At 71.4% G+C, this 18107-nt stretch carries 15 protein-coding genes and 1 pseudogene; 10 read left to right on the forward strand and 6 right to left on the reverse strand.

Going from position 1 to position 18107, the window contains the following annotated elements:
• The first annotated feature begins 2 nt into the window (after window positions 1-2).
• Both ACZ6S4_RS00165 and ACZ6S4_RS00170 read left to right on the forward strand, forming a co-directional pair.
• Window positions 3-2939, forward strand: a complete 2937-nt coding sequence (locus tag ACZ6S4_RS00165; RefSeq protein WP_465472737.1) for an AfsR/SARP family transcriptional regulator — start codon at window positions 3-5, stop codon at window positions 2937-2939.
• Complete coding sequence (locus ACZ6S4_RS00170; protein WP_465472738.1) at window positions 2929-3327, forward strand: hypothetical protein; 399 nt, start codon at window positions 2929-2931, stop codon at window positions 3325-3327. Before ACZ6S4_RS00165 ends, ACZ6S4_RS00170 begins: the two co-directional genes overlap by 11 nt.
• Window positions 3328-3597: 270 nt before the next feature.
• On the opposite strand, the gene ACZ6S4_RS00175 is transcribed toward ACZ6S4_RS00170, so the two are convergent.
• Both ACZ6S4_RS00175 and ACZ6S4_RS00180 read right to left on the reverse strand, forming a co-directional pair.
• Window positions 3598-4083 (reverse strand): DinB family protein, encoded by a 486-nt coding sequence (locus ACZ6S4_RS00175; RefSeq protein ID WP_465472739.1) that lies wholly within the window; start codon window positions 4081-4083, stop codon window positions 3598-3600.
• Between the two features lie 26 nt (window positions 4084-4109).
• Complete coding sequence (locus tag ACZ6S4_RS00180) at window positions 4110-4631, reverse strand: 2'-5' RNA ligase family protein (RefSeq protein WP_465472740.1); 522 nt, start codon at window positions 4629-4631, stop codon at window positions 4110-4112.
• Window positions 4632-4732: 101 nt separating this feature from the next.
• Between ACZ6S4_RS00180 and ACZ6S4_RS00185 the strand changes: the two genes are divergently transcribed.
• Both ACZ6S4_RS00185 and ACZ6S4_RS00190 read left to right on the forward strand, forming a co-directional pair.
• The gene (locus tag ACZ6S4_RS00185; protein WP_465472741.1) at window positions 4733-5461 is read left to right on the forward strand and encodes a DUF5984 family protein; all 729 of its coding nucleotides are present in this window, start codon (window positions 4733-4735) and stop codon (window positions 5459-5461) included.
• A 76-nt stretch (window positions 5462-5537) separates the two neighbouring features.
• Window positions 5538-6461 (forward strand): hypothetical protein, encoded by a 924-nt coding sequence (locus tag ACZ6S4_RS00190; protein ID WP_465472742.1) that lies wholly within the window; start codon window positions 5538-5540, stop codon window positions 6459-6461.
• A gap of 1 nt (window position 6462) precedes the next feature.
• Here the strand turns inward: ACZ6S4_RS00190 and ACZ6S4_RS00195 are convergent, their stop codons facing one another.
• Window positions 6463-7632 carry a PQQ-binding-like beta-propeller repeat protein gene (locus ACZ6S4_RS00195; protein WP_465472743.1) on the reverse strand — a complete coding sequence of 390 codons (1170 nt, stop codon included), beginning with the start codon at window positions 7630-7632 and terminating at the stop codon, window positions 6463-6465.
• A gap of 99 nt (window positions 7633-7731) precedes the next feature.
• Between ACZ6S4_RS00195 and ACZ6S4_RS00200 the strand changes: the two genes are divergently transcribed.
• A complete protein-coding gene (locus ACZ6S4_RS00200) occupies window positions 7732-9045 on the forward strand; it encodes an endo-1,4-beta-xylanase (RefSeq protein WP_465472744.1) in 1314 nt (437 codons plus the stop codon).
• 52 nt (window positions 9046-9097) lie between these two features.
• Here the strand turns inward: ACZ6S4_RS00200 and ACZ6S4_RS00205 are convergent, their stop codons facing one another.
• Window positions 9098-11809: a tetratricopeptide repeat protein gene (locus ACZ6S4_RS00205; protein WP_465472745.1), complete on the reverse strand. Its 2712-nt coding sequence runs from the start codon at window positions 11807-11809 to the stop codon at window positions 9098-9100.
• Between the two features lie 372 nt (window positions 11810-12181).
• On the opposite strand from ACZ6S4_RS00205, the gene ACZ6S4_RS00210 reads away from it, so the two are divergent.
• Window positions 12182-13066, forward strand: a complete 885-nt coding sequence (locus tag ACZ6S4_RS00210; protein WP_465472746.1) for a sigma-70 family RNA polymerase sigma factor — start codon at window positions 12182-12184, stop codon at window positions 13064-13066.
• A 144-nt stretch (window positions 13067-13210) separates the two neighbouring features.
• On the opposite strand, the gene ACZ6S4_RS00215 is transcribed toward ACZ6S4_RS00210, so the two are convergent.
• Window positions 13211-13960 carry an SDR family oxidoreductase gene (locus ACZ6S4_RS00215; RefSeq protein WP_465472747.1) on the reverse strand — a complete coding sequence of 250 codons (750 nt, stop codon included), beginning with the start codon at window positions 13958-13960 and terminating at the stop codon, window positions 13211-13213.
• 127 nt (window positions 13961-14087) lie between these two features.
• Between ACZ6S4_RS00215 and ACZ6S4_RS00220 the strand changes: the two genes are divergently transcribed.
• The 4 genes and pseudogenes from ACZ6S4_RS00220 to ACZ6S4_RS00235 all read left to right on the forward strand — a co-directional run.
• Window positions 14088-14993 (forward strand): NAD-dependent epimerase/dehydratase family protein, encoded by a 906-nt coding sequence (locus tag ACZ6S4_RS00220; protein WP_465472748.1) that lies wholly within the window; start codon window positions 14088-14090, stop codon window positions 14991-14993.
• Between the two features lie 14 nt (window positions 14994-15007).
• A complete protein-coding gene (locus tag ACZ6S4_RS00225; RefSeq protein WP_465472749.1) occupies window positions 15008-15490 on the forward strand; it encodes a hypothetical protein in 483 nt (160 codons plus the stop codon).
• 50 nt (window positions 15491-15540) lie between these two features.
• Window positions 15541-16284, forward strand: coding sequence for an SDR family NAD(P)-dependent oxidoreductase (locus ACZ6S4_RS00230; protein ID WP_465472750.1), 744 nt, complete (start codon window positions 15541-15543; stop codon window positions 16282-16284).
• Window positions 16285-16336: 52 nt separating this feature from the next.
• A pseudogene (locus ACZ6S4_RS00235) lies at window positions 16337-17164 on the forward strand (SDR family NAD(P)-dependent oxidoreductase); the annotation flags it as partial.
• Between the two features lie 22 nt (window positions 17165-17186).
• Here ACZ6S4_RS00235 and ACZ6S4_RS00240 read toward each other — a convergent pair.
• Window positions 17187-18032 (reverse strand): PHP domain-containing protein, encoded by an 846-nt coding sequence (locus tag ACZ6S4_RS00240; RefSeq protein WP_465472751.1) that lies wholly within the window; start codon window positions 18030-18032, stop codon window positions 17187-17189.
• Between the last annotated feature and the right edge of the window lie 75 nt (window positions 18033-18107).

Raw genomic sequence — 18107 nt, forward strand, 5'->3', positions numbered from 1 at the left:
CAGTGGCGGCTGTCATCCATTTCCGCATCCTCGGCACCCTGGAGATCCAGCGGGACGGCGTGCCCGTCGTCATCTCCGCGGCGAAGCTCCGGATCATCCTGGCCTCGCTGGTGCTGCACGCGGGCCGGGTCGTGCCGGTGAACGTCCTGATCGACCGGTTGTGGGATCAGGAACCACCGGCTGAGGCGCGCGCGGCCCTGCAGACGTACGTCGCGCGGTTGCGCCGGCAGCTGGGCGCGGACGTCGCCATCCACACGCGCAGCGGCGGGTACGTCATCGACCTGCCACTGGGCTCCGGCGATGTACAAGAGCTCGACGAGCTGCTGGAAAGCGCACGCACGGCCCTGGATCACGGCGACCGGGCGGCCGCGCTCGAGTCGTTGCGGGCGGCGAACGCGCTGTGGCGTGGTCCGATCCTGTCCGACGTGGAATCGGCGGCACTGCATCGCGAAGAGGTGCCGCAGCTGCAGGAGCGGTGCCTCGAGACGGCCGAACGCCGGTTCGCGCTGGAACTGGCGCTCGGGCACCACCGGGCGGTCGTCGAGGAGCTGCGAGCGCTCGTCGCGGCGTACCCGTTCCAGGAAGGGCTGCGGGCCCACCTCATGCGGGCGCTCTACCGGTCGGGACGGCAGGCCGAAGCCCTGAAGGTCTACCGGGACGTCGCGGCGCTGCTGCGCACCGAGCTGGGCCTGGATCCGGGGCCCGAGCTGCGCGCTGTGCACCAGGCGATCCTGCTCGGCGAGTCGCTCGACGACGACGCCCCCGGCAGCGCCGCGCCGAGCCCGACGGCGCTGTGCCAGCTGCCGCCGGCGATCGGCGACTTCGTCGGCCGGGCCGATCAGGTGGCCACCATCGCCGGCTCGCTGACCAGCGGCGGCGAGCCGGCCCGGTTGCCGATCGTCGTGGTGAGCGGGGTGGCCGGCGTGGGCAAGTCCGCGCTCGCCGTGCAGGTCGCGCACCGCGTCCGGGACCGTTTCCCGGACGGCCAGCTCTACGTCAACCTCGGCGGTGGCGGTGCGGCTCCTCGGGACGTCTCCGAGGTGCTCGGCGAGCTGCTTTACGCGCTCGGGCTGCTCCCTGGCACTCAACCGCGCTCGGTGCCGGCGCGGGCGGCGACGTTCCGCGCACGGGTGGCCGACCGCCGGGTCCTGATCGTGCTCGACGACGCCGCCGACGCCGGACAGGTGACGCCGCTGCTGCCCGGAACCGCCGGCTCCGCCGTCCTCATCACCAGCCGGCGGTCACTGGACGAGCTCCCCGCCGCCGATCACCACCGCCTGCAGCCGTTCTCGGTGGCGGAGGGGGTCTCGCTGCTCGATGAGATCCTCGATCCGGACCGCGTCGCCGGCGAGCGGCCGGCAGCGGAGGAGCTGGTGGACCTGTGCGGCCGACTCCCGCTCGCGGTGCGCATCATCGGCGCCCGGCTCCAGCCCCGGCCCACCCTGCAACTCCGCGCGCTGGCGGATCGGCTGCGGGACGAGCGCCGGCGCCTCGACGAGCTGTCCGTGGGGGACCTGGCCGTCCGGTCCGAACTGGCGGTCGGCTACGGCGGGCTGGCCGCCCCGGTTCAGCTGGCATTGCGCCGGATGGGTCTGCTGCCGGCCGAGTCCTTCGCCGCCTGGACGCTCGGCGCGGTCCTCGACGGCGGCGACGGCGAACGCGCCGTCGAGCAGCTCATGGCGGCCGGGCTTCTCGAGCCGGTCGGCCTGGACCTGACCGGGCAGCTGCGGTACCGGCCGCACGACCTGGTCGCGCTGTTCGCCCGGGAGCTGGCCTGCGGCGAGGACCGGGAGGTGACGCGGGCCGCGTACCGGCGGCTGCTGGACACGTTCCTGGTGCTGGCGCACCACGTGCACGTACGGGTGGACCGCAAGGACGGGCTGCCACCCGACCCGCTGCCGGACGGCATCGCCGCGGCGCCGGTGGATCTCGCGGCCCTGACCGCCGACCCGGGCGCGTGGTTGCAGACCGAGCGGGCTCAGCTGCTGTACGCCATCACGCAGGCGTGCGTGCTGGGCAGCTACGACAAGGCGGCGCTGCTGGCCGACCTGACCATTCCACCCCTGTCCATCCGCGGCGGCTACGAACAGATCGTCCAGGTCCGCGCGGCCGTCCGGGACGCCGCCCGTACGGCCGGGGACGAACGGGTGGCCAGCCGGCAGGCGAGCAGCCGGGCGGATGTCCTGCTGTCCCTCAGCCTCGACGAGGCCGCCGTGGAGTTCGAGGAATCGGTCGCTGTGTTCCGCCGCCTGGGACTGAGCCACGAACTCGTGCACAGCCTCACCGGCCTCGCGTTCGCCCGGATGTTCCAGGGGCGGCCGGCCCTCGCGCACGCGGAGGAGGCAACCGCGATCGCGTACGCGACCGGCGACCCGGACGACATCGTGCTGGCTCTGCGCACCCACGCCGACACACTGGTCCTGCAGGACCGGCCGGCCGAGGCTCTGCCGCTGCTGGAGCGGGCTCTGGCCCACACTCAGGCGCTGTGGAACAACGACAGCCATCGCGCCCTGCTCGTCCGCAAGCTGGACTGCGCGATCTCGCTCGGGAAGCTGGACCTGGCCGACGCGACGTACGCGCAGGCCCGCGAGGTGACCGACGCCGTCGACAACGCCCACGGCATCGGCTGGCTGCTCGTGCACCACAGCCGGTTGCGACGCGCGCGCGGCGACCTGCCCGCCGCCATGAGCGACGCGCGCGAGGCGCTGCGGCGCATGGTCGAGGCGGGCGACCCCCGCGGGGTTTTCCTCGCGAATCTGCGGCTGGCCGAAGCGCTGCTGGCCGGCGGCGACTCCCCCGGTGCCACGGCCCTGTTGCACACTCTGCTGTCCACGTCGGATGCGGCGTCCGTACCGCTGCTCAAGGCGAAGGCCGAAGCGCTGCTCAGGCAGGCGTCATCAGCCGGCCTCGACCACGATGTCGCAGGTCGTGCCGGGTGACAGAAACGCGGTGAGGCGCTCGGCCTCGGTCAGCAGGGATCCCCGTACGCCGACCGGGCCGCGTTTCCCGCCGCGGCCGCTGCCGCCGGACCCGGAGCTCATGGCCCGGATCTCGCGCGGGGTGGGCGAGGCGACATGGCGGTACCGGGCTCGGGTGGTCGTCGAGGCGTCGGCGGGGCACGTCCGCAGCCGCCTGCCGATCCCGGTGGACATAGAGGAACTCGGCAACCAGCGGTGCGCCTTCTCGCCGGGCGCGGACCACCCCGAGATGCTCGCGCTCTATCTGGGCATGCTCGACGCCGATTTCACCGTGACCGACGCGCCCGAGCTGGTGGCCGTCCTGGGCAAGCTGGCCGAGCGCTACCAGCGTGCCGCAGCGGCCGGCTAGGTCATCCGAGCGGCGAGGATCAGGTACACGGCGGCGGTCCAGTTGTACGCCCGATCGCGCAGACCGGCCCCCGGCGGGCCCGCTCAGCTCCCGCAGCTGAATGATCAGGAACGCCGTGAGATCGGCGGTCTCCAGTACGCGGCCCGCGTCGAAGGTGGTCGCGTTGTCCCAGCCGCTGTCGTTGCCGTGCTGGTAGTGCGGCAACGGCTGCCCGGGCACCCGGCGCTGGGTGAGCCAGAACGCGCCGGTCGCGTCCTGATGGTCGCGGGGTCAGCCCGTCAGGTCCATCAGGTGGTGTTCCACCTCGTGGACGGTGTGCCGGCCGAGCCACAGGATCGTCCGTGACTCGACCGTCGGCCAGTTGTAGACAGCAGTACGACTCCACTGCGGTGGGCTCAGGGCGTCGAAGTCGCGCGCCAACCGGCTCGCGGCCTCCGACAGTTCCGCCAGCACGGTCGGCGGGTCCTGAGTGTTGTAGGCGTCCAGCGTCACGCGCTCTTCACGGCCCATCGGCACGATCTCCGGATCGTCGGTCCGCAGGGCAAGAGCCAGCCGTTCACCTTGTACGCGCAGGACATCGCGGACGTGGCAGGTGTACTCCAGCGGCGACCAGACAGACGGGGCGGGACGGCGACGAGGATCGTCGATCGTGGCGAGGGCCGCGACAAACCGGGGGCCCGCCGCCTTCAGCCGGGGCGGCAGGTCCGCCGCCGAAACGGTGGTGTAGGCGAAACCGCACTCCTCGCACCGGTCCACGCCGAGCAGGATAACGCTCGGCTCGGCTATTCGACGAGGTCAGGAAAGGTCCCGAAAGGCCCTACCGGGCCGCTGGACATCGTCAGCCGGATGACCCCGGTGGGAATCTTCGAGAACGGCGGCTGCGAAGGTGGCCCGGCGGTCATGCCCAGGGTGATGTGGGGGCGGTAGTCCCGGTCCACCAGACCCAACGGCGGATGGCCGAGACCCAGGAACTCCTGGTGCAGGGCGTCCAGTTCCGGACTCCGGACCATCTCCAGGCCGAAGTAGTAGCCGCCGGTCGGGGCGTAGTAGTCGCCAGGGGGAATCACCGAGTACAGCAGGCCGATGATGGTCGCCGGGAAGATCCGGCCCCGATGGGATGCGGTAGCCGCGACGATCCCCGCCGCCTGGTCCTCGGCGCAGTCCACGTGCAGGACGGAGACGTGCGGGGGTGCCTTCTCTCCGAGCAGCATGAGCGGCTCGTGACCGTCCCCGATCACGTGCGACAGCTCGATCAGCGACCGCGAGGTCTCCGCGTCCGGCCTCAGCACCACTCCGTAAGCCACGACGTCACGCCCTTTCCGCCCTGCGCGCCGAAACGACCATTGTGTCAGCGGTACGGGAGGCCACGGTCCACCCGGAGCTGGGCGTCCGGCAGACTCGTCCGATGATCAGGTTCGGTTTCCGTCTGTGCCCGCTGGACGAGGTGTCGCCGTGGGGCGGCGACCGGCCGTCGCTGCACTGGTTCGGGCTCACGGAAGGCCGGTACTGGCTGGAGGTCGGCGGGCAGCCGCATCCGTACGTCGACTACTACCTGGCCCGGCTCTGGGAGGACGTCAATGTCCTGACCCCCGACGTTCTGGAGGTGGTGCCCGTCGACCTGCAGTCCTTCATCGCCACCGATTCGGCGCAGTGGGCGTGTGATCCGCTTGATCTCATCCCCGAGGCAGACGACGGCCCCGATCACCCGGTGGTCACCGCCGCGGACTGGCACAGCGGGCACCACCTCGACTTCGGTTACCTGCGCAACCCTCCCCATCTGCGGCTCTGGCGAACTGTCGACGGCGACCGCGACGAGATCACCGTGGACCGGAAGCACGTTGACGACGGCGAGATCGGCCTCACCCAGCGGCTCAGTGTCCCGACGGAGGCCTACGTCGACGCGGTGCGAACGCTCGATCGTGAGCTGATGACCGCCATGCACCAGCGGGTTCAAGAGCTCCAACGCCGCGGCGGACCACCCGGAGTCGATCTTGACCTCGACACCCTGCAGCAGGAACACCAAGGCCGCGCACAGTGGCTCAACAGGAATCTCGGCCGCACGCCGGCGACCGACTGGGCCACCGTCCGTCAAGGCGCTCGCCAACTCCTCGGTGACATGCAGAGCACGCCCTGACCCGACGGGAGCGCACGTATCGACCAAAGCCATTATGGTGTCCCGGAGATCTGTCACGACACGGGGGTATTGCGACATGCGTCTGGCCGTCCTGCGCGCCACCACGACGTCCCTGCTGCTGGCCGGCGCCGTGGCGCTGCCCGTCACTCCGGCCGCCGCGGCCGCGTCTCCGCACGTCTCCTTCGCCCCGCCGGCCGTCGTCGGCGCCGGGCTCACCGCCGCCGAGGTTCCGGTCGAAGTCGTCAACACCGGCGGCACCGCGCGGTCGACTGTCGGGCTGCGGATGACCATCACGCCGGTCACCGGCAGCGCGCTGCGGCCGCTCGACCAGACGCTGGTGCTCAGCTATCAGTTCGGCGCGCAGTATCGCCCGCTGACCTATGAGGTTCGCGGTGATGCCCTGGTGGCCACCACGCCCGCGCTGACCGCAGTCGAGGCGGACGCCACCGCCACCATCCGGCTGCGCATCTCGACCCGGCCCACCGACAGCGCCCCGCACGTCGACAAGATGACGGTCCGGGTCGCCACCGAGGCGCTGGACGGCGACGGCTTCGTGTTCGCGATCGACCGCAGGGCCGACCGGATCGCCCTGGTCGAGCCGCGGGCCGACATCACCGGCTGGTCCGGCGAGCTCGAGGTCGGCACGCCCACCGTCGTGACGATGTCGCTCACCAACACGACGCCGCTGGCGTACTCGATTCTGCGCCCCGGCCTGGCGCTCAACCGCGCCGGCAACGAGCAGGTCCTCGTCGAACGCCTCGACGGCGACCAGTGGACCCCCGTGTCAGGCCCGAGCAACAGCTACTACTGGTGGTACACCGACGGCAACCCGAGCCTGCAGCCCGGCGACTCGTACACGGCCACGCTGCGGATCACCTTCACCGACGAGACCGCCGCCGGGGAGCAGGGCACCCTCTACAACATCGGCTACACCTACTTCGGCTACCCGATCGCGGTGGACGGCGAGGCCTACACGGTCATGGCGGCCGCAGGCCGTTGACTCAGGGCGCGTACGCGGTCACCGTCGACCCGGTCCGGCCGTACAGCCGGCCGTTGGCCACCATCGGTGCGCCCTGCAATGCCGAGGTTTTCGCGTCCAGCGTGATCGGTTTTCCGGTACGCGTCTCGAACGCCGCCAGTGGGTGACCGGTGTCCCGCCAGCCGTACACCACTCCCCCACCGACCGCGAACGTGATGGGCGCGTCCTCGGTGAAGGTGGCGATCCAGACCCTGCGACCGTCGTTCGCGTCGACGGCGATCAGTTCGCCGGCGAAGGTGTGCAGGTAGATCCGTTCACCATCAGTGGCGAATCCGAAGGTTCCGCCGTGGTCCGGGAAGGTCTTCAGCACGGCCCCCGTGGCCGCGTTGACGCTGCGGATCCGCTCGTCCGGCCCGCATCGCATGTAGAACGTCGAGCCGTCGGGTGACGCGCCGATCGGGGTGTGACAACCGGCGTCGGCCGGCCACACCGCTTTGCCGGTTGTGACGTCGACCGCGGCGGTCGAGTCGTCGCCGACCACCAGGATCTTGCCGCCGGCGGCCACTGTCTCCCCGGCGATCGAGCCCGGCCGGGCCCATACCCGCGAGCCGTCGGCGATGCGGTACGCCCGGATGCCGTATTTGCTGATCGGCGCGTCCCACACGCTGCCGACCACGATGCCCTTGTCGACGAGCAGGCCGTACATGGTTTCCGGGATCCGCTTGCGGTAAAGGACCTTGCCGGTGGCCACGTCGTGGGCGCTCAGATAGGTCTTGCCGGACCGGCAGTCCCGGGACTGGGCGACGAGCCTGGTCCCCACGATCGCGGCGAGGCTGATGCTCGTCTTCCTGGTGGTGGCCGGTGTCCGCCAGGCCAGCGCGCCCGTGGTCGCGTCATGACCGCTGATCCGGTACGCCGCCGCGGTGACCAGCCGATTTGCGCCGACCAGGGGCGCGGCCGGGGCAGCGCACGTCGCGGTGGCCAGCGGGACGTTCCAGCGTGGCTTGAGCTTGCCGGCGGTCGCGGGGGTCAGCCGGGTCTCACCCGGGTTGTAGTAGTCGCCCGTCGCGTGGGCTGCGGCCTGCCCCCAGGCGTCGGGGGTCGTCGCCGCGGCCGGATCCGATGCAGGGATCTGGCCGGCGGTGGCGCTGATCGCAGCGATCACGGCGACCGCCAGGTAACGACGTTTCACGGCATCTCCTCGGCACGGGACAAGAAGGTCACCGTAGGGAGGAATGTCCCGGATGGACGGCTGTCCCGCGCTGCGCTCACCCGGTCGAGCGACCGTCGAATGTCCGGAAGTTTCCAGCTCACCCCCGAGAACGACATGAAGCCGGACGCGATCGCCAACGCGAACGGCACGCTGCGCAACACCGGCAACGCGGACACGCTGGTCAACTTCGCGCAGTCCAACAACATGGTGGTACGCGGCCACACCATGGTCTGGTACTCGCAGGCCGGGCAGTTGCAGGGCGCCAACCAGTCGACGCTGAACACGTACATCGGTAACGCGCTGACGCGCTGGGGCAGCAAGATCGCCTACTGGGACGTCGTGAACGAGTCGCTGGCCGACAACAACGCCGGGACGCGCCGCAGCCAGTGGCCGCACACCCTGGACCGCGACGCCAATGGCGACGGCGACTACTTCGACGCGACCGACACCGACTACATCCGGGACTCCTTCACCCGGGCCAAGCAGGTCGTCCAGCAGAACGGGCTGAGCACCAAGCTCTGCATCAACGACTACGACGTCGAGGGCCTGACGGTCCAGGGCGGCGGCCGGAACAGGAAGGCCGACGCGCTGTACGACATCGTCCGGGCGTACGGCCAGGGGTCGAACAGGCTGATCGACTGCGTCGGGTTCCAGAGCCACTTCAACGACAACCCGAACAGCATCATCACCGCCGACCTGCAGGCCAACATCCAGCGCTTCGCCGACCTCGGCGTCGAGGTGCAGCTCACCGAGCTGGACATCGACGACGACCTCAGCAACAACGACATCGGTCAGGGACAGGCGGAGAACTACCGCAAGGTCGTCCGGGCCTGCCTGAACGTCACGCGGTGCACCGGCATCACGGTCTGGGGCATCGCCGACAGTGAGTCGTGGCGCGCCTCCGAGCGCGGCCTGCTGTTCACCGGGAGCAACGGCAACTACCAGAAGAAGGCCGCCTACACGGCCGTCCTCGAAGAGCTCAACAAGGGCCGGGGCACCACGACCCCGCCCAGCTCACCGCCGGTCTCCTCGCCGCCGGTCTCCTCGCCGCCGGTGCCGCCGGTCTCGCCGTCGGCCTCGGCCAGCTCGCCCCCGGTTCCGGCCGGATGCTCGGCCGCGGTGTCGCTCAACTCCTGGAACGGCGGGTTCGTCGCCACCGTGCGCGTCACCGCCGGGTCCGCGCCGATCAACGGCTGGACCGTCGGCCTGAACCTGCCCAGCGGCGCCACCGTGACCAGCGGCTGGAACGCCACCAACTCCGGCACCAGCGGCGCCGTGCAGTTCTCCAACGTGAGCTACAACGGGCGGGTCGCCGCCGGACAGTCGGTGGAGTTCGGCTTCCAGGGCTCCGGCAGCGCCGTCGGCGTGTCACCCACCTGCACCGCCTCGTGATGTGATCCGACGCCCGGGTCGCCCTCCATCGGGGCCGGCCCGGGCGTCGGCGTTATCGGGGGTCGAGCCGTTCGAGCTCGGCGGCCACCTCCGCGGCCTCGCCCGTGCCGACCTTGGTGAACAGGGCGAGTGCGGTGCGCAGGTGCTCCGCCGCCGCGGCCGGCCGGTCCGCCGCCAGCTCGGTGCGGCCCAGCCCGGCGTACGACTGGGCCTCGTCGATGGCACTGTCGATCTCCTGGGCCAGGCCGAGCGCCTGCCGGTGATGCTCGGCGGCCCGGTCCAGCTCACCGAGATCCCGGTACGCGGCCCCCAGCTCGTTGAGCGCCTCCGCCTCGCCGCCGCGTACGCCGAGGTCGCGGACCAGGTCGATGGCCTCCGTCAGGGTCTCGATCGCGGCCGCGGGGTCGCCGTTCTCGCGCCGCAGGGTGCCGAGGAAGACCAGCCCCGTGGCCACGCCGAGCCGGCTGCCGACCTCCCGGCTGCGCTCGACGGCGAGGGCGAGCGCCTCCGCCGCGCCGGCCCGGTCCCCGGTGCGGTGCAGCACGGCGCCCAGGTGGTTGAGCGCACTCGACTCCCGGAGCCGGTCGCCCAGCTCGCGGCATTGCGGCAGCGCCTCGGTCAGCGCGGCCTCGGCGGCCGGGTAATCGCCGCGGATCCGGTGCACGTAACCCAGGACCGTCAGCACCGACGACGTTCCCGGCAGGTCGTTCAGCTCGCGCGAGCGGCGCAGCGACCGGTTCAGCAGCTCGACCGCACCGGACAGGTCGGAGCCCATGTACCGCACGATGCCCAGTTGCAGCAGCGCGTTGGCCTCGCCGCGGCGGTCGTCCAGCTCGACGTAGCGGTCGAGGGCGTCCTGGAGCGGCGTCACCGCGCTCGGGTGATCGCCGACGGAGTACCGCACCATGCCGATTTGCAGCAGGGCGTTGGCCTCGCCGCCCCGGGAGCCCAGGCGGCGGTAGAGGTCGAGGGCGCGCGGCAGGGCCTCGACGGCGCTGTCGTAGTCGCTGCGCAGGCGCTGCGTGTCCGCGAGACAGACCAGGGCGTACGCCTGCGCCCAGGGATCGTCGCGGTCCCGCGCGACGGTCGCCGCGGCCTGGTGCATCGCCAGGGCGTCGGCCCAGGGGCCGTCCATCCGCAGCAGACCGGTCAGGCCGGCGGCCAGCCCGACGAAGCGGTCCGGATCCTCGGCCCGGGCGCCGGCCAGGGCGGCCAGCAGGTTGGCCCGCTCGGCCCGGGCCCAGCTCAGCGCCCGTACGCTGCCCGTCAGCTCGGGTCCGGCCCAGGTCACGGTGATCCCGGCCGGCCGGGGCTGGGTGTACGGCAGCAGGTGGCCACCGGCGACCGTGGCGGTGTGCTGGTAGTAGTCCAGCACCCTGTCCCGCGTGTCCCGCCGCTCCGGCTCCGGCAGGTCACCGGAGCGGGCCCTCGCGTAGCTGCGGATCAGGTCGTGCAGCCCGTACCGGCGATAGCCGACCTCGATGAGCAGGTTCTCCCGGTGCAGCGCGTCGAGCTGGTCCACGGCCTCGTCGGGCGCACAGCCGGCGAGCACGGCGGCCGCGTACGGGTCGACGTCGATGCCCGGATGCAGCGCCAGGTGCAGCAGGAAGTCCTGCCGGTCGGCCGGCAGAGTGTCGTAGGACAGGTCGAAGGCGGCCGCGACGGTGGCGTGCTCGGCGGTCAGCGTCAGCAGCCGGGCCTTGATCTCGGCCCGCAGGTCGGCCGGCGTCCAGGTGGCGTGCGCGGTGTAGACCTTCGCCAGCAGGGAGATCGCCAGCGGCAGCCGGCCGGCCAGCGTGACCACCTCGTCGACCGCGGCGAGCGGCTCGGTGCCGGCCCGCGGTGCCTGGTGCAGGAACATCGTCCGCGCCTGCTCCAGCGGCAACAGGCCCAGCGCGAGGTGGCGGGTCCGCCCGGGCAGGTCGCCGAGCCGGCGCCGGCTGGTGACCAGCACGGCGCACTCCGGATTGCCGGGCAGCAGCGGATTGACCTGGTCGCTGCCGGCCGCATTGTCGATCACCAGCAGGATCCGCTTGGCCGCCGACCGGTCCCGCCACAGCGCGGCCCGGCCGTCCAACGACTCCGGCACGTACCGCGGGTCGACCCCGTCGGCGGTCAGCAGGGTGGCCAGCGCGTCGGCCGGATCGGCCGGCTGCTGGCCGGGCGTGTGCGCGTGCAGGTCGAGGAAGATCCGGCCGCCCGGGAAGCGGTCGGCGAGCAGGTGGGCCGCGTGCACGGCGAGCGCCGTCTTGCCGACGCCGGGCATCCCGTCGATCGCGTGGATCGACACCACGCCGCCGGTGGCGGCCGCGGTGATCTGGTCGAGCTCGGCCGTGCGGCCGGTGAAGGCCAGCGTGTCCGGCGGGAGGACCCAGCGGGCCCGCTCCGGCGGCCGGTCACCGGCCCGGCGACGACCCGGGTACGCGCCCGGCTCGGCTTGCTGGCGCCGGCGGGCCCGCTCCCACAATGCCCGCCAGTCCTGCTCGCTCCAGGCCGGCGCGGTGGCCTGCCGCTTCCCGATCAGTTCGGTGAGGGCGGCAACGAACGCCTGCAGCTTGGCGAAGGTGTCCGGGGTCATCGGGCCGGCCGCGGAGAGCCAGCTCGAGACCCGCTGTTTGTCGATGTTCGCGGCCGGCGCCCCGGCCTCCTCGAGGTTGAACCGGGTGTGCCTGGCCACCGTCGCGTACAGCGGCTTGCCGGCGGCCTGGTAGAGCTCGGCGAAGCGGTCCCTCAGCTCCCGCTTCGCGGACACCGGACCACTCATGCCGTCACGTGCTCAGGTGGGAAGTCCTGCACAGGACTCCGCACGGTACGCCCGTAACCTGCGGTTACGCCCAGGGCCAGAAAGTCGGGCGCAGTCACGCGCGGGGCACCGGCTCCGCAGGGGCTCATGCTGATCTCAACTTTCCTTATCTGCGAGGTCGACGAACGGGGGCGCAGATCAGGAAGGCCCGGCCGCCGGCGTGCGAGTTCCCGCCGGCGGCCGGGTGCTGCACTGATCGATCCGGCGCACCCCCAGGTCCTCCGGGAACCCATCCAACCAGAATCAGCCGGACCCTTCTGCCCTCCACCGGTTACCTCGGTCCTCCGCCACTCGTCATGTCCATGACGGAACGCGCTGGAGGAAGGTGTCTACATGACCGGATCGAACGCGCACGAAGCCGTCGCGCGGGCCTTCGAGGCGCAGCGTGAGCGGCTGGTCACGGTGGCCTACCGGATGCTCGGGTCCCGGGCGGACGCCGAGGACGCGGTGCAGGAGGCCTGGCTGCGGCTGGCCCGCCAGGAAACTGACGCCATCGACAACCTCGCCGGCTGGCTGACCACCGTGGTCGGCCGGGTCTGCATCGACGTCCTGCGCTCCCGCAGAGTTCGCCCGGAGGCGCCGTCCGACCAGCTGCCCGAACTGATCGTGGCCGCCGACCCAGGCGATACGCCCGAGGACAACGCGCTGCTCACCGACGCGGTGGGGCTGGCGCTGATGGTGGTGCTCGACACGCTCCGCCCGGCCGAGCGGCTCGCCTTCGTCCTGCACTACATGTTCGCGGTGCCGTTCCAGGACATCGCCCCGATCGTCGGCCGGTCGCCCGACGCCACGAAGATGCTCGCCCATCGGGCCCGCCGCAAGGTGCAGGACAGGCCCCACGCCGCCGACGAGCCGAAGAGACAGCGCGCGGTGGTCGACGCGTTCATCGCGGCGTCCCGGAACGGCGATTTCGACGGGCTGCTGCGGGTGCTGGACCCGGACGTGACGTGGCGCGCGTACACCGGTCGGGGGGTTGTCGTCAGGCAGGGCGCGACCGAGGTCGCCGCCCGGGCCCAGCACGGGGTCAAGGCGCAGGTGAGCACCTACCCGGTGCTGGTCAACGGCGAGCCGGGTTTTGTGGTCTCGGACCGCAACGGCAAGCCGCTGGGTGTCATGGCGTGCACCGTGGCCGACGGTCGCATCATCGAGATGGTGTCCGTCACCGACCCTGAGCGCCTCGCGTCCATGGACCTTCCGCGGTCGGCCGGGGCAGGTTGAGGGGAGCGAGCCGGGCCGGGCCGGTCACCGACTCCATCTCGTCGGGGCCCGTACCGGTCATGGTCTTCGCCTTCCTCTCGGCGGTTCGCGTCATGGACATGACGCGAACCGGGAGGCGGAAGTAACCGACGCGGAAGCGCCGGATCACGCGTCCAGGGCGGCGAGCCAGTCCTCGAAGCTGGTCGGCGTGATCTCGGCGTCGGGGCCGGGCAGCAGGACGTCGCCCGCCATGGACTGGTCGAACACGCCGTTGTGCCAGGTCGGCACGAGACGGACCGTCTTGCCCTGCGCGATGTGCGTGCGCCGGGCCATGTCGACCAGGTCCTGGGTGTCGGGGCCGGCGATGTCACGGTGCCGGCCCTGCGGCTGTCCGACGGCGACCCGGGCCAGCACGTCGGCCACGTCCTCGGGTGCGATCGGCTGAAGCAGCAGGGGCGGGATCAGGGCCGCCCCGTCCTGCTCGAACCAGGACGCGACCATGGCCGGGAAGTCGTGGAACTGGGTCGCGGGGACGATCGTGAACGGGACCGGACCCGCCTCCACGGCGGCCTCCTGCGCCCGCTTGCCGGCGTAGTGCGCGTTCCCCTCGACCTTGTGCACGCCCACGATGCTCAGCGCCACGTGGTGCCGTACGCCTGCTCGCTCTCCGGCCTCCAGCAGGTTCCTGGTGGTCGCCGTGAAGAAGCCGACGGTCTCGGCCCGGTCAGGGGCGGTGCTGCTCAACGTGTCGATCACCGCGTCCACGCCGGTCAACACCGCTTCCAGTCCGCTTCCGGTGCGGACGTCCACCCCCTCGGCGCGGCTCATCCGCCGGACCTCGTGCCCGTCGCGTTCGAGGGCTGCCACCGTCAGGGAACCGATCCGGCCGGTTGCTCCGGCCACTGCTACGCGCATCGTTTCTTCCTTCCACCTGGTGTCGTAACCACTGGTCGATTCCGGCCGGCGAAACGTGACAGCAGGTGACCGGCAACACATTCCGGCCGGCTTGTGACGATTTTCCCGGGCGCCTCGTCAAGGGGACATGCCAAACATCGTGATTACCGGAGCCACCGGCGTTGTCGGCCGGCGTGCCGTACGGGAACTGCTGGCCAGGGGCCACCGCGTCACCGGCGTCACGCGATCGGCCCGCGGCCGATCGCTGCTCGAGGGTCTCGGGGCCGGCGCCGTCGAAGCAGAGGTCTTCAACCAGCCCGCACTGGAGTCCGCGTTCGCCGGCGCGGACATCGTCATCAACCTCCTCACCCACGTTCCGCCGGCCGACCGGATGGCGCTGCCCGGTGCCTGGGACGAGAACGATCGCCTGCGCCGGGAGGCGTCGGCCGTGACAGCCCGCGCGGCGCAGGCGGCGGGTGCCGGGCGCCTGCTCCAGGAATCGCTCGCGTTCCTCTATGCCGACGGCGGCGACGCCTGGGTGGACGAGGACGCGCCGGTGACCGGCGGCGGCACGACCACCGCGGCACTCGCGGCCGAGAACAACGCCACGCAGCTCTTCGCCGGGGACACAGTCATCCTGCGCTTCGGCATGTTCATCGGGCCGGACAGCCACCTCTCCCGGGCCGACATCGAGAACGCGCGCCGGGGTATCTCCCCCAGCGTCGGCCGGCGGAACGCGTACCAGCCGACCCTCTGGCTCGACGACGCCGGCACCGCGGTCGCCGCAGCGCTGATCGCGCCCGCGGGCACCTACAACGTGACCGACGACGATCCGCCCACCCGTGCCGAGATCGACGCCGCGCTGGCCGCCGTCGTCGGACGCGACGCACTGCGGCCGGCGGTGGACGAGATCCCGCCCGAGCTGGAACCCCTGAGCCGCTCCCAGCGCGTCCGCAGCCGGAAGCTGCAGGAGGCGAGCGGCTGGACTCCCCGGGTACGGGGCGGGACCGACGGATGGCGTCTGATCACGACCGCACCAGGCCGGGCCAGATGACTCAGCGAGAGCCCGTGACCCGCACTGCCGTGATCCTCGCTCACCTCGTACCGCTCACCGTCCTGCCGTCGGGGGTGTGGCGGACCGTGCTGGGGTTCGGGTTCGGCATGGGATTCAGCCCGGCCGCGCTGGAGGCGAGTGACATCCCCGGCTGGGGCTCGGCGTGGGTCTTCTTCCTCACCGTGCTCACCGAAGCGCTGGCGTTGCTGACCATCGGCCTCGTCCGCCCGTGGGGAAAGATCGTGCCCGCCTGGGTGCCGTGGCTCGGTGGCCGCCGGATTCCACCGGCGGCGGTGATCGTGCCGGCGACCGTGGGCGGCATCCTGCTGACCGTCATCTGGACCTTCGCGGTGGGCCGGCTGTTCGTCGCCCCGGTCGAGGGGTTCACCGGCGGCACCGGGTGGTGGGTGCTGATGGTGAGCTGCTACCTGCCGGCGCTGTTGTGGGGTCCCCTGCTCCTCTCCGTCACGTACCTGTCCTACCGGGCCGGTGCGTGAGGCGGCCCACACCTTGTTACAACCCGGTGCTGCCTCTCGTCACGGATGGCATGACAGCTAAGGGAAAGACCTCGGTGCTGATCACCGGAGGCAACAAGGGACTGGGTTACGAAGCGGCCCGGCGGCTCGGCGAGCAAGGCTGGACGGTCTTCCTCGGCTCGCGTGATCCGGGACGCGGACAAGCGGCCGCCGACAAGCTGACCGCCGGCGGCGCCTATGTGGTCATGGTGCCGCTGGACGTCACGTCGGACGAGTCGGTGGCCGACGCCGTACGGGTCGTCCGCAAGCACACCGACCGGCTGGACGTGCTCATCAACAACGCGGGCGCACCGGGGCACGTGGTTCCGCCCGCGGACGCGACGGTCGAGGAGATCCACGCCGTCTACGAGACCAATGTGTACGGCCCCATCAGGGTCACGCACGCCGTTCTTCCGCTGCTCCAGGCGGCCGAAAACCCGCGCGTGGTGATGGTGGGCAGCGGCGGCGGTTCCTTCGCCGTGGTCACCGACCCGGACCAGCCGGTCTCGAAGATGCACGAGCTCGCCTACAGCTCGTCGAAGGCGGCCCTGCACATGATCACCCTCCGGTACGCCCAGGCGCTGCCGGCCATCAAGTTCAACGTCGCCACCCCGGGCGAGATCGCCAACCACAAGTTCGCGGCCACCGACATGAACCGGCACACCGGCCAGCTGACCGTCACCGAGGGTACCGACTCGATCATCCGGCTCGCCACCGTCGACGCCGACGGGCCGACCGGGATCTTCGTCGACCGCCTCGGCCCCGTCGGCTGGTGAACCGCCGTGCGAAGCCGTACCGGAAGGAAAGGAACACCATGAGCAGGTCTGGTTCGTCACCGGCTCGTCCCGCGGCCTCGGCCGCGAGTTCGTCGCGGCCGCGCTGTCCCGCGGCGACCGGGTCGCCGCCACCGCCCGGAGCACCGCAAGCCTGGATGACCTGGTCGCCGCCTACGGCGACGCGATCCTGCCGCTCGAGATGGACGTGACCGACAGGGCGGCGGTCTTCTCGACTGTACGGCGGGCAGTAGAGCACTTCGGCCGGCTCGACGTCATCGTCAACAACGCCGGCTACGCCCAGGTCGGCGCCGTCGAGGAGCTGTCCGGGCAGGAACTGCGGGAGCAGCTGGAGACCAATCTGTTCGGGGCGGTGTGGGTGATCCAGGCCGTGCTGCCGTACCTGCGCGAGCAGCGCTCGGGGCACATCATCCAGCTGTCCTCGGCGGCCGGGGTCATCGCGATGCCGCTCGGCGGTGCCTACCACGCGTCCAAGTGGGCCCTCGAGGGCTTGAACGAGGCACTCGCCGGCGAGGTCGCGGACTTCGGCGTCAAGGTGACCATCATCGAGCCCGGCGGCTTCGCCACCCGGGGTGGTAAGAACCCGAATCCGCTGGCCAACGGTCACATGGCCCGGGCCCACCCTGCGTACCACAATCTCCGCCGGCACCTGGCCGCGCTGGTGGGCAACCAGCCGGCCGGCGACCCGGCCGCCGCGGCCCAGGCACTGCTCAAGATCGTCGATTCCGACCACCCGCCGCTGCGGGTGCTGTTCGGCCAGGGCTTCTACCCGCTGGTGCAGCAGGTGTACGCCGACCGGCTCAAGACCTGGGCCGACTGGCAGGACCTCTCCGCCGAGGCCCAGGGACATCCGGCGGCCTGAGCCGCGTCGCCCCCTGTGTCGCTCAATCGATCCGTCCCCACAAGCTGTGGGGGCCCTCACCGGGTCTGAAGCCGTGCGCCTCGGCCATCTGCGCGGCCTCGGCGAAGCCGTGTCCGACCAAGGCCGGCAGGTGGGCGTCACTGCCGAAGGTGATGGCGTCGCCGCCCTCCTCATGCCACCAGGTCAGCACCGTCGCGTGCAGCGGCAGCCGGGTGTTGACCTCCAGCGCCCGGCCGGACTGCGCGGTCAGCCGCAGCGCATGCCGGAACTCGTCCTCGAAGGCGGCGGGGTCGAAAGGGCCGGCATGCCCGGCCGGCCAGAAGCGGACCGGATAGTCGATGTGGGCCAGCACGGAGAACGTCCCGCCGGTCGACACCATCGCGGCGACCTCGGCGAGATAGGCCCGCACCACGTCGTGCGGGTCCCGGTGCGGGAAGATGCCCCAGGGCTCGGCGAAGACGCCTTGATCCGGCAGGGTGTGCAGCGAGCCGAGCAACCGGTCGAACCGGCCCGCGGCCAGCACCCGCGCGATCTGATCGGCGTGGCGGTGCGGCTCCCCCAGCTCCAGACCACTGAGGACGCGCAGCTGCGGGAACTTCTCCCGGCAGCGCTCGATCGCCTGCAGATAGCCGGCGGCATCAAAGGCGGGCGGCGTCAACAGCCCGTCAGCGTCGGCGAGCTGGGTGAGGTTGTCCATGACGTACGGGCCTTCCAGCGCGACACGCCACACGGTGTGGTCCAGGTGCTCGGTGAAAGCGACCGCCGGAAGATCGAGCTCTACGGCTCGGACGCAGGTCTGTTCCATGTCGCCGACCGCCGTGTCCCACGACCACTCACTGTGCACGTGACTGTCAGCAGGTAAAGGCACTGAGACCTCCGTTGTGTCGCTGGGTGTTGGCGGCATCTGTCAACACCGGGCGGATTCGACGACGGCCGCCGGTGC

The sequence above is a fragment of the Actinoplanes sp. NPDC051405 genome (genome assembly GCF_055586185.1).

Excerpts from the sequence above, each read along its gene's own strand:
- ACZ6S4_RS00200 (WP_465472744.1), top strand. The coding sequence starts at position 7,732 with ATGTCCGGAAGTTTCCAGCTCACCCCCGAGAACGACATGAAGCCGGAC.
- ACZ6S4_RS00210 (WP_465472746.1), top strand. The coding sequence starts at position 12,182 with ATGACCGGATCGAACGCGCACGAAGCCGTCGCGCGGGCCTTCGAGGCG.
- ACZ6S4_RS00230 (WP_465472750.1), top strand. The coding sequence starts at position 15,541 with ATGACAGCTAAGGGAAAGACCTCGGTGCTGATCACCGGAGGCAACAAG.
- ACZ6S4_RS00205 (WP_465472745.1), bottom strand. The coding sequence starts at position 11,809 with ATGAGTGGTCCGGTGTCCGCGAAGCGGGAGCTGAGGGACCGCTTCGCC.
- ACZ6S4_RS00215 (WP_465472747.1), bottom strand. The coding sequence starts at position 13,960 with ATGCGCGTAGCAGTGGCCGGAGCAACCGGCCGGATCGGTTCCCTGACG.
- ACZ6S4_RS00185 (WP_465472741.1), top strand. The coding sequence starts at position 4,733 with ATGATCAGGTTCGGTTTCCGTCTGTGCCCGCTGGACGAGGTGTCGCCG.
- ACZ6S4_RS00190 (WP_465472742.1), top strand. The coding sequence starts at position 5,538 with ATGCGTCTGGCCGTCCTGCGCGCCACCACGACGTCCCTGCTGCTGGCC.
- ACZ6S4_RS00220 (WP_465472748.1), top strand. The coding sequence starts at position 14,088 with ATGCCAAACATCGTGATTACCGGAGCCACCGGCGTTGTCGGCCGGCGT.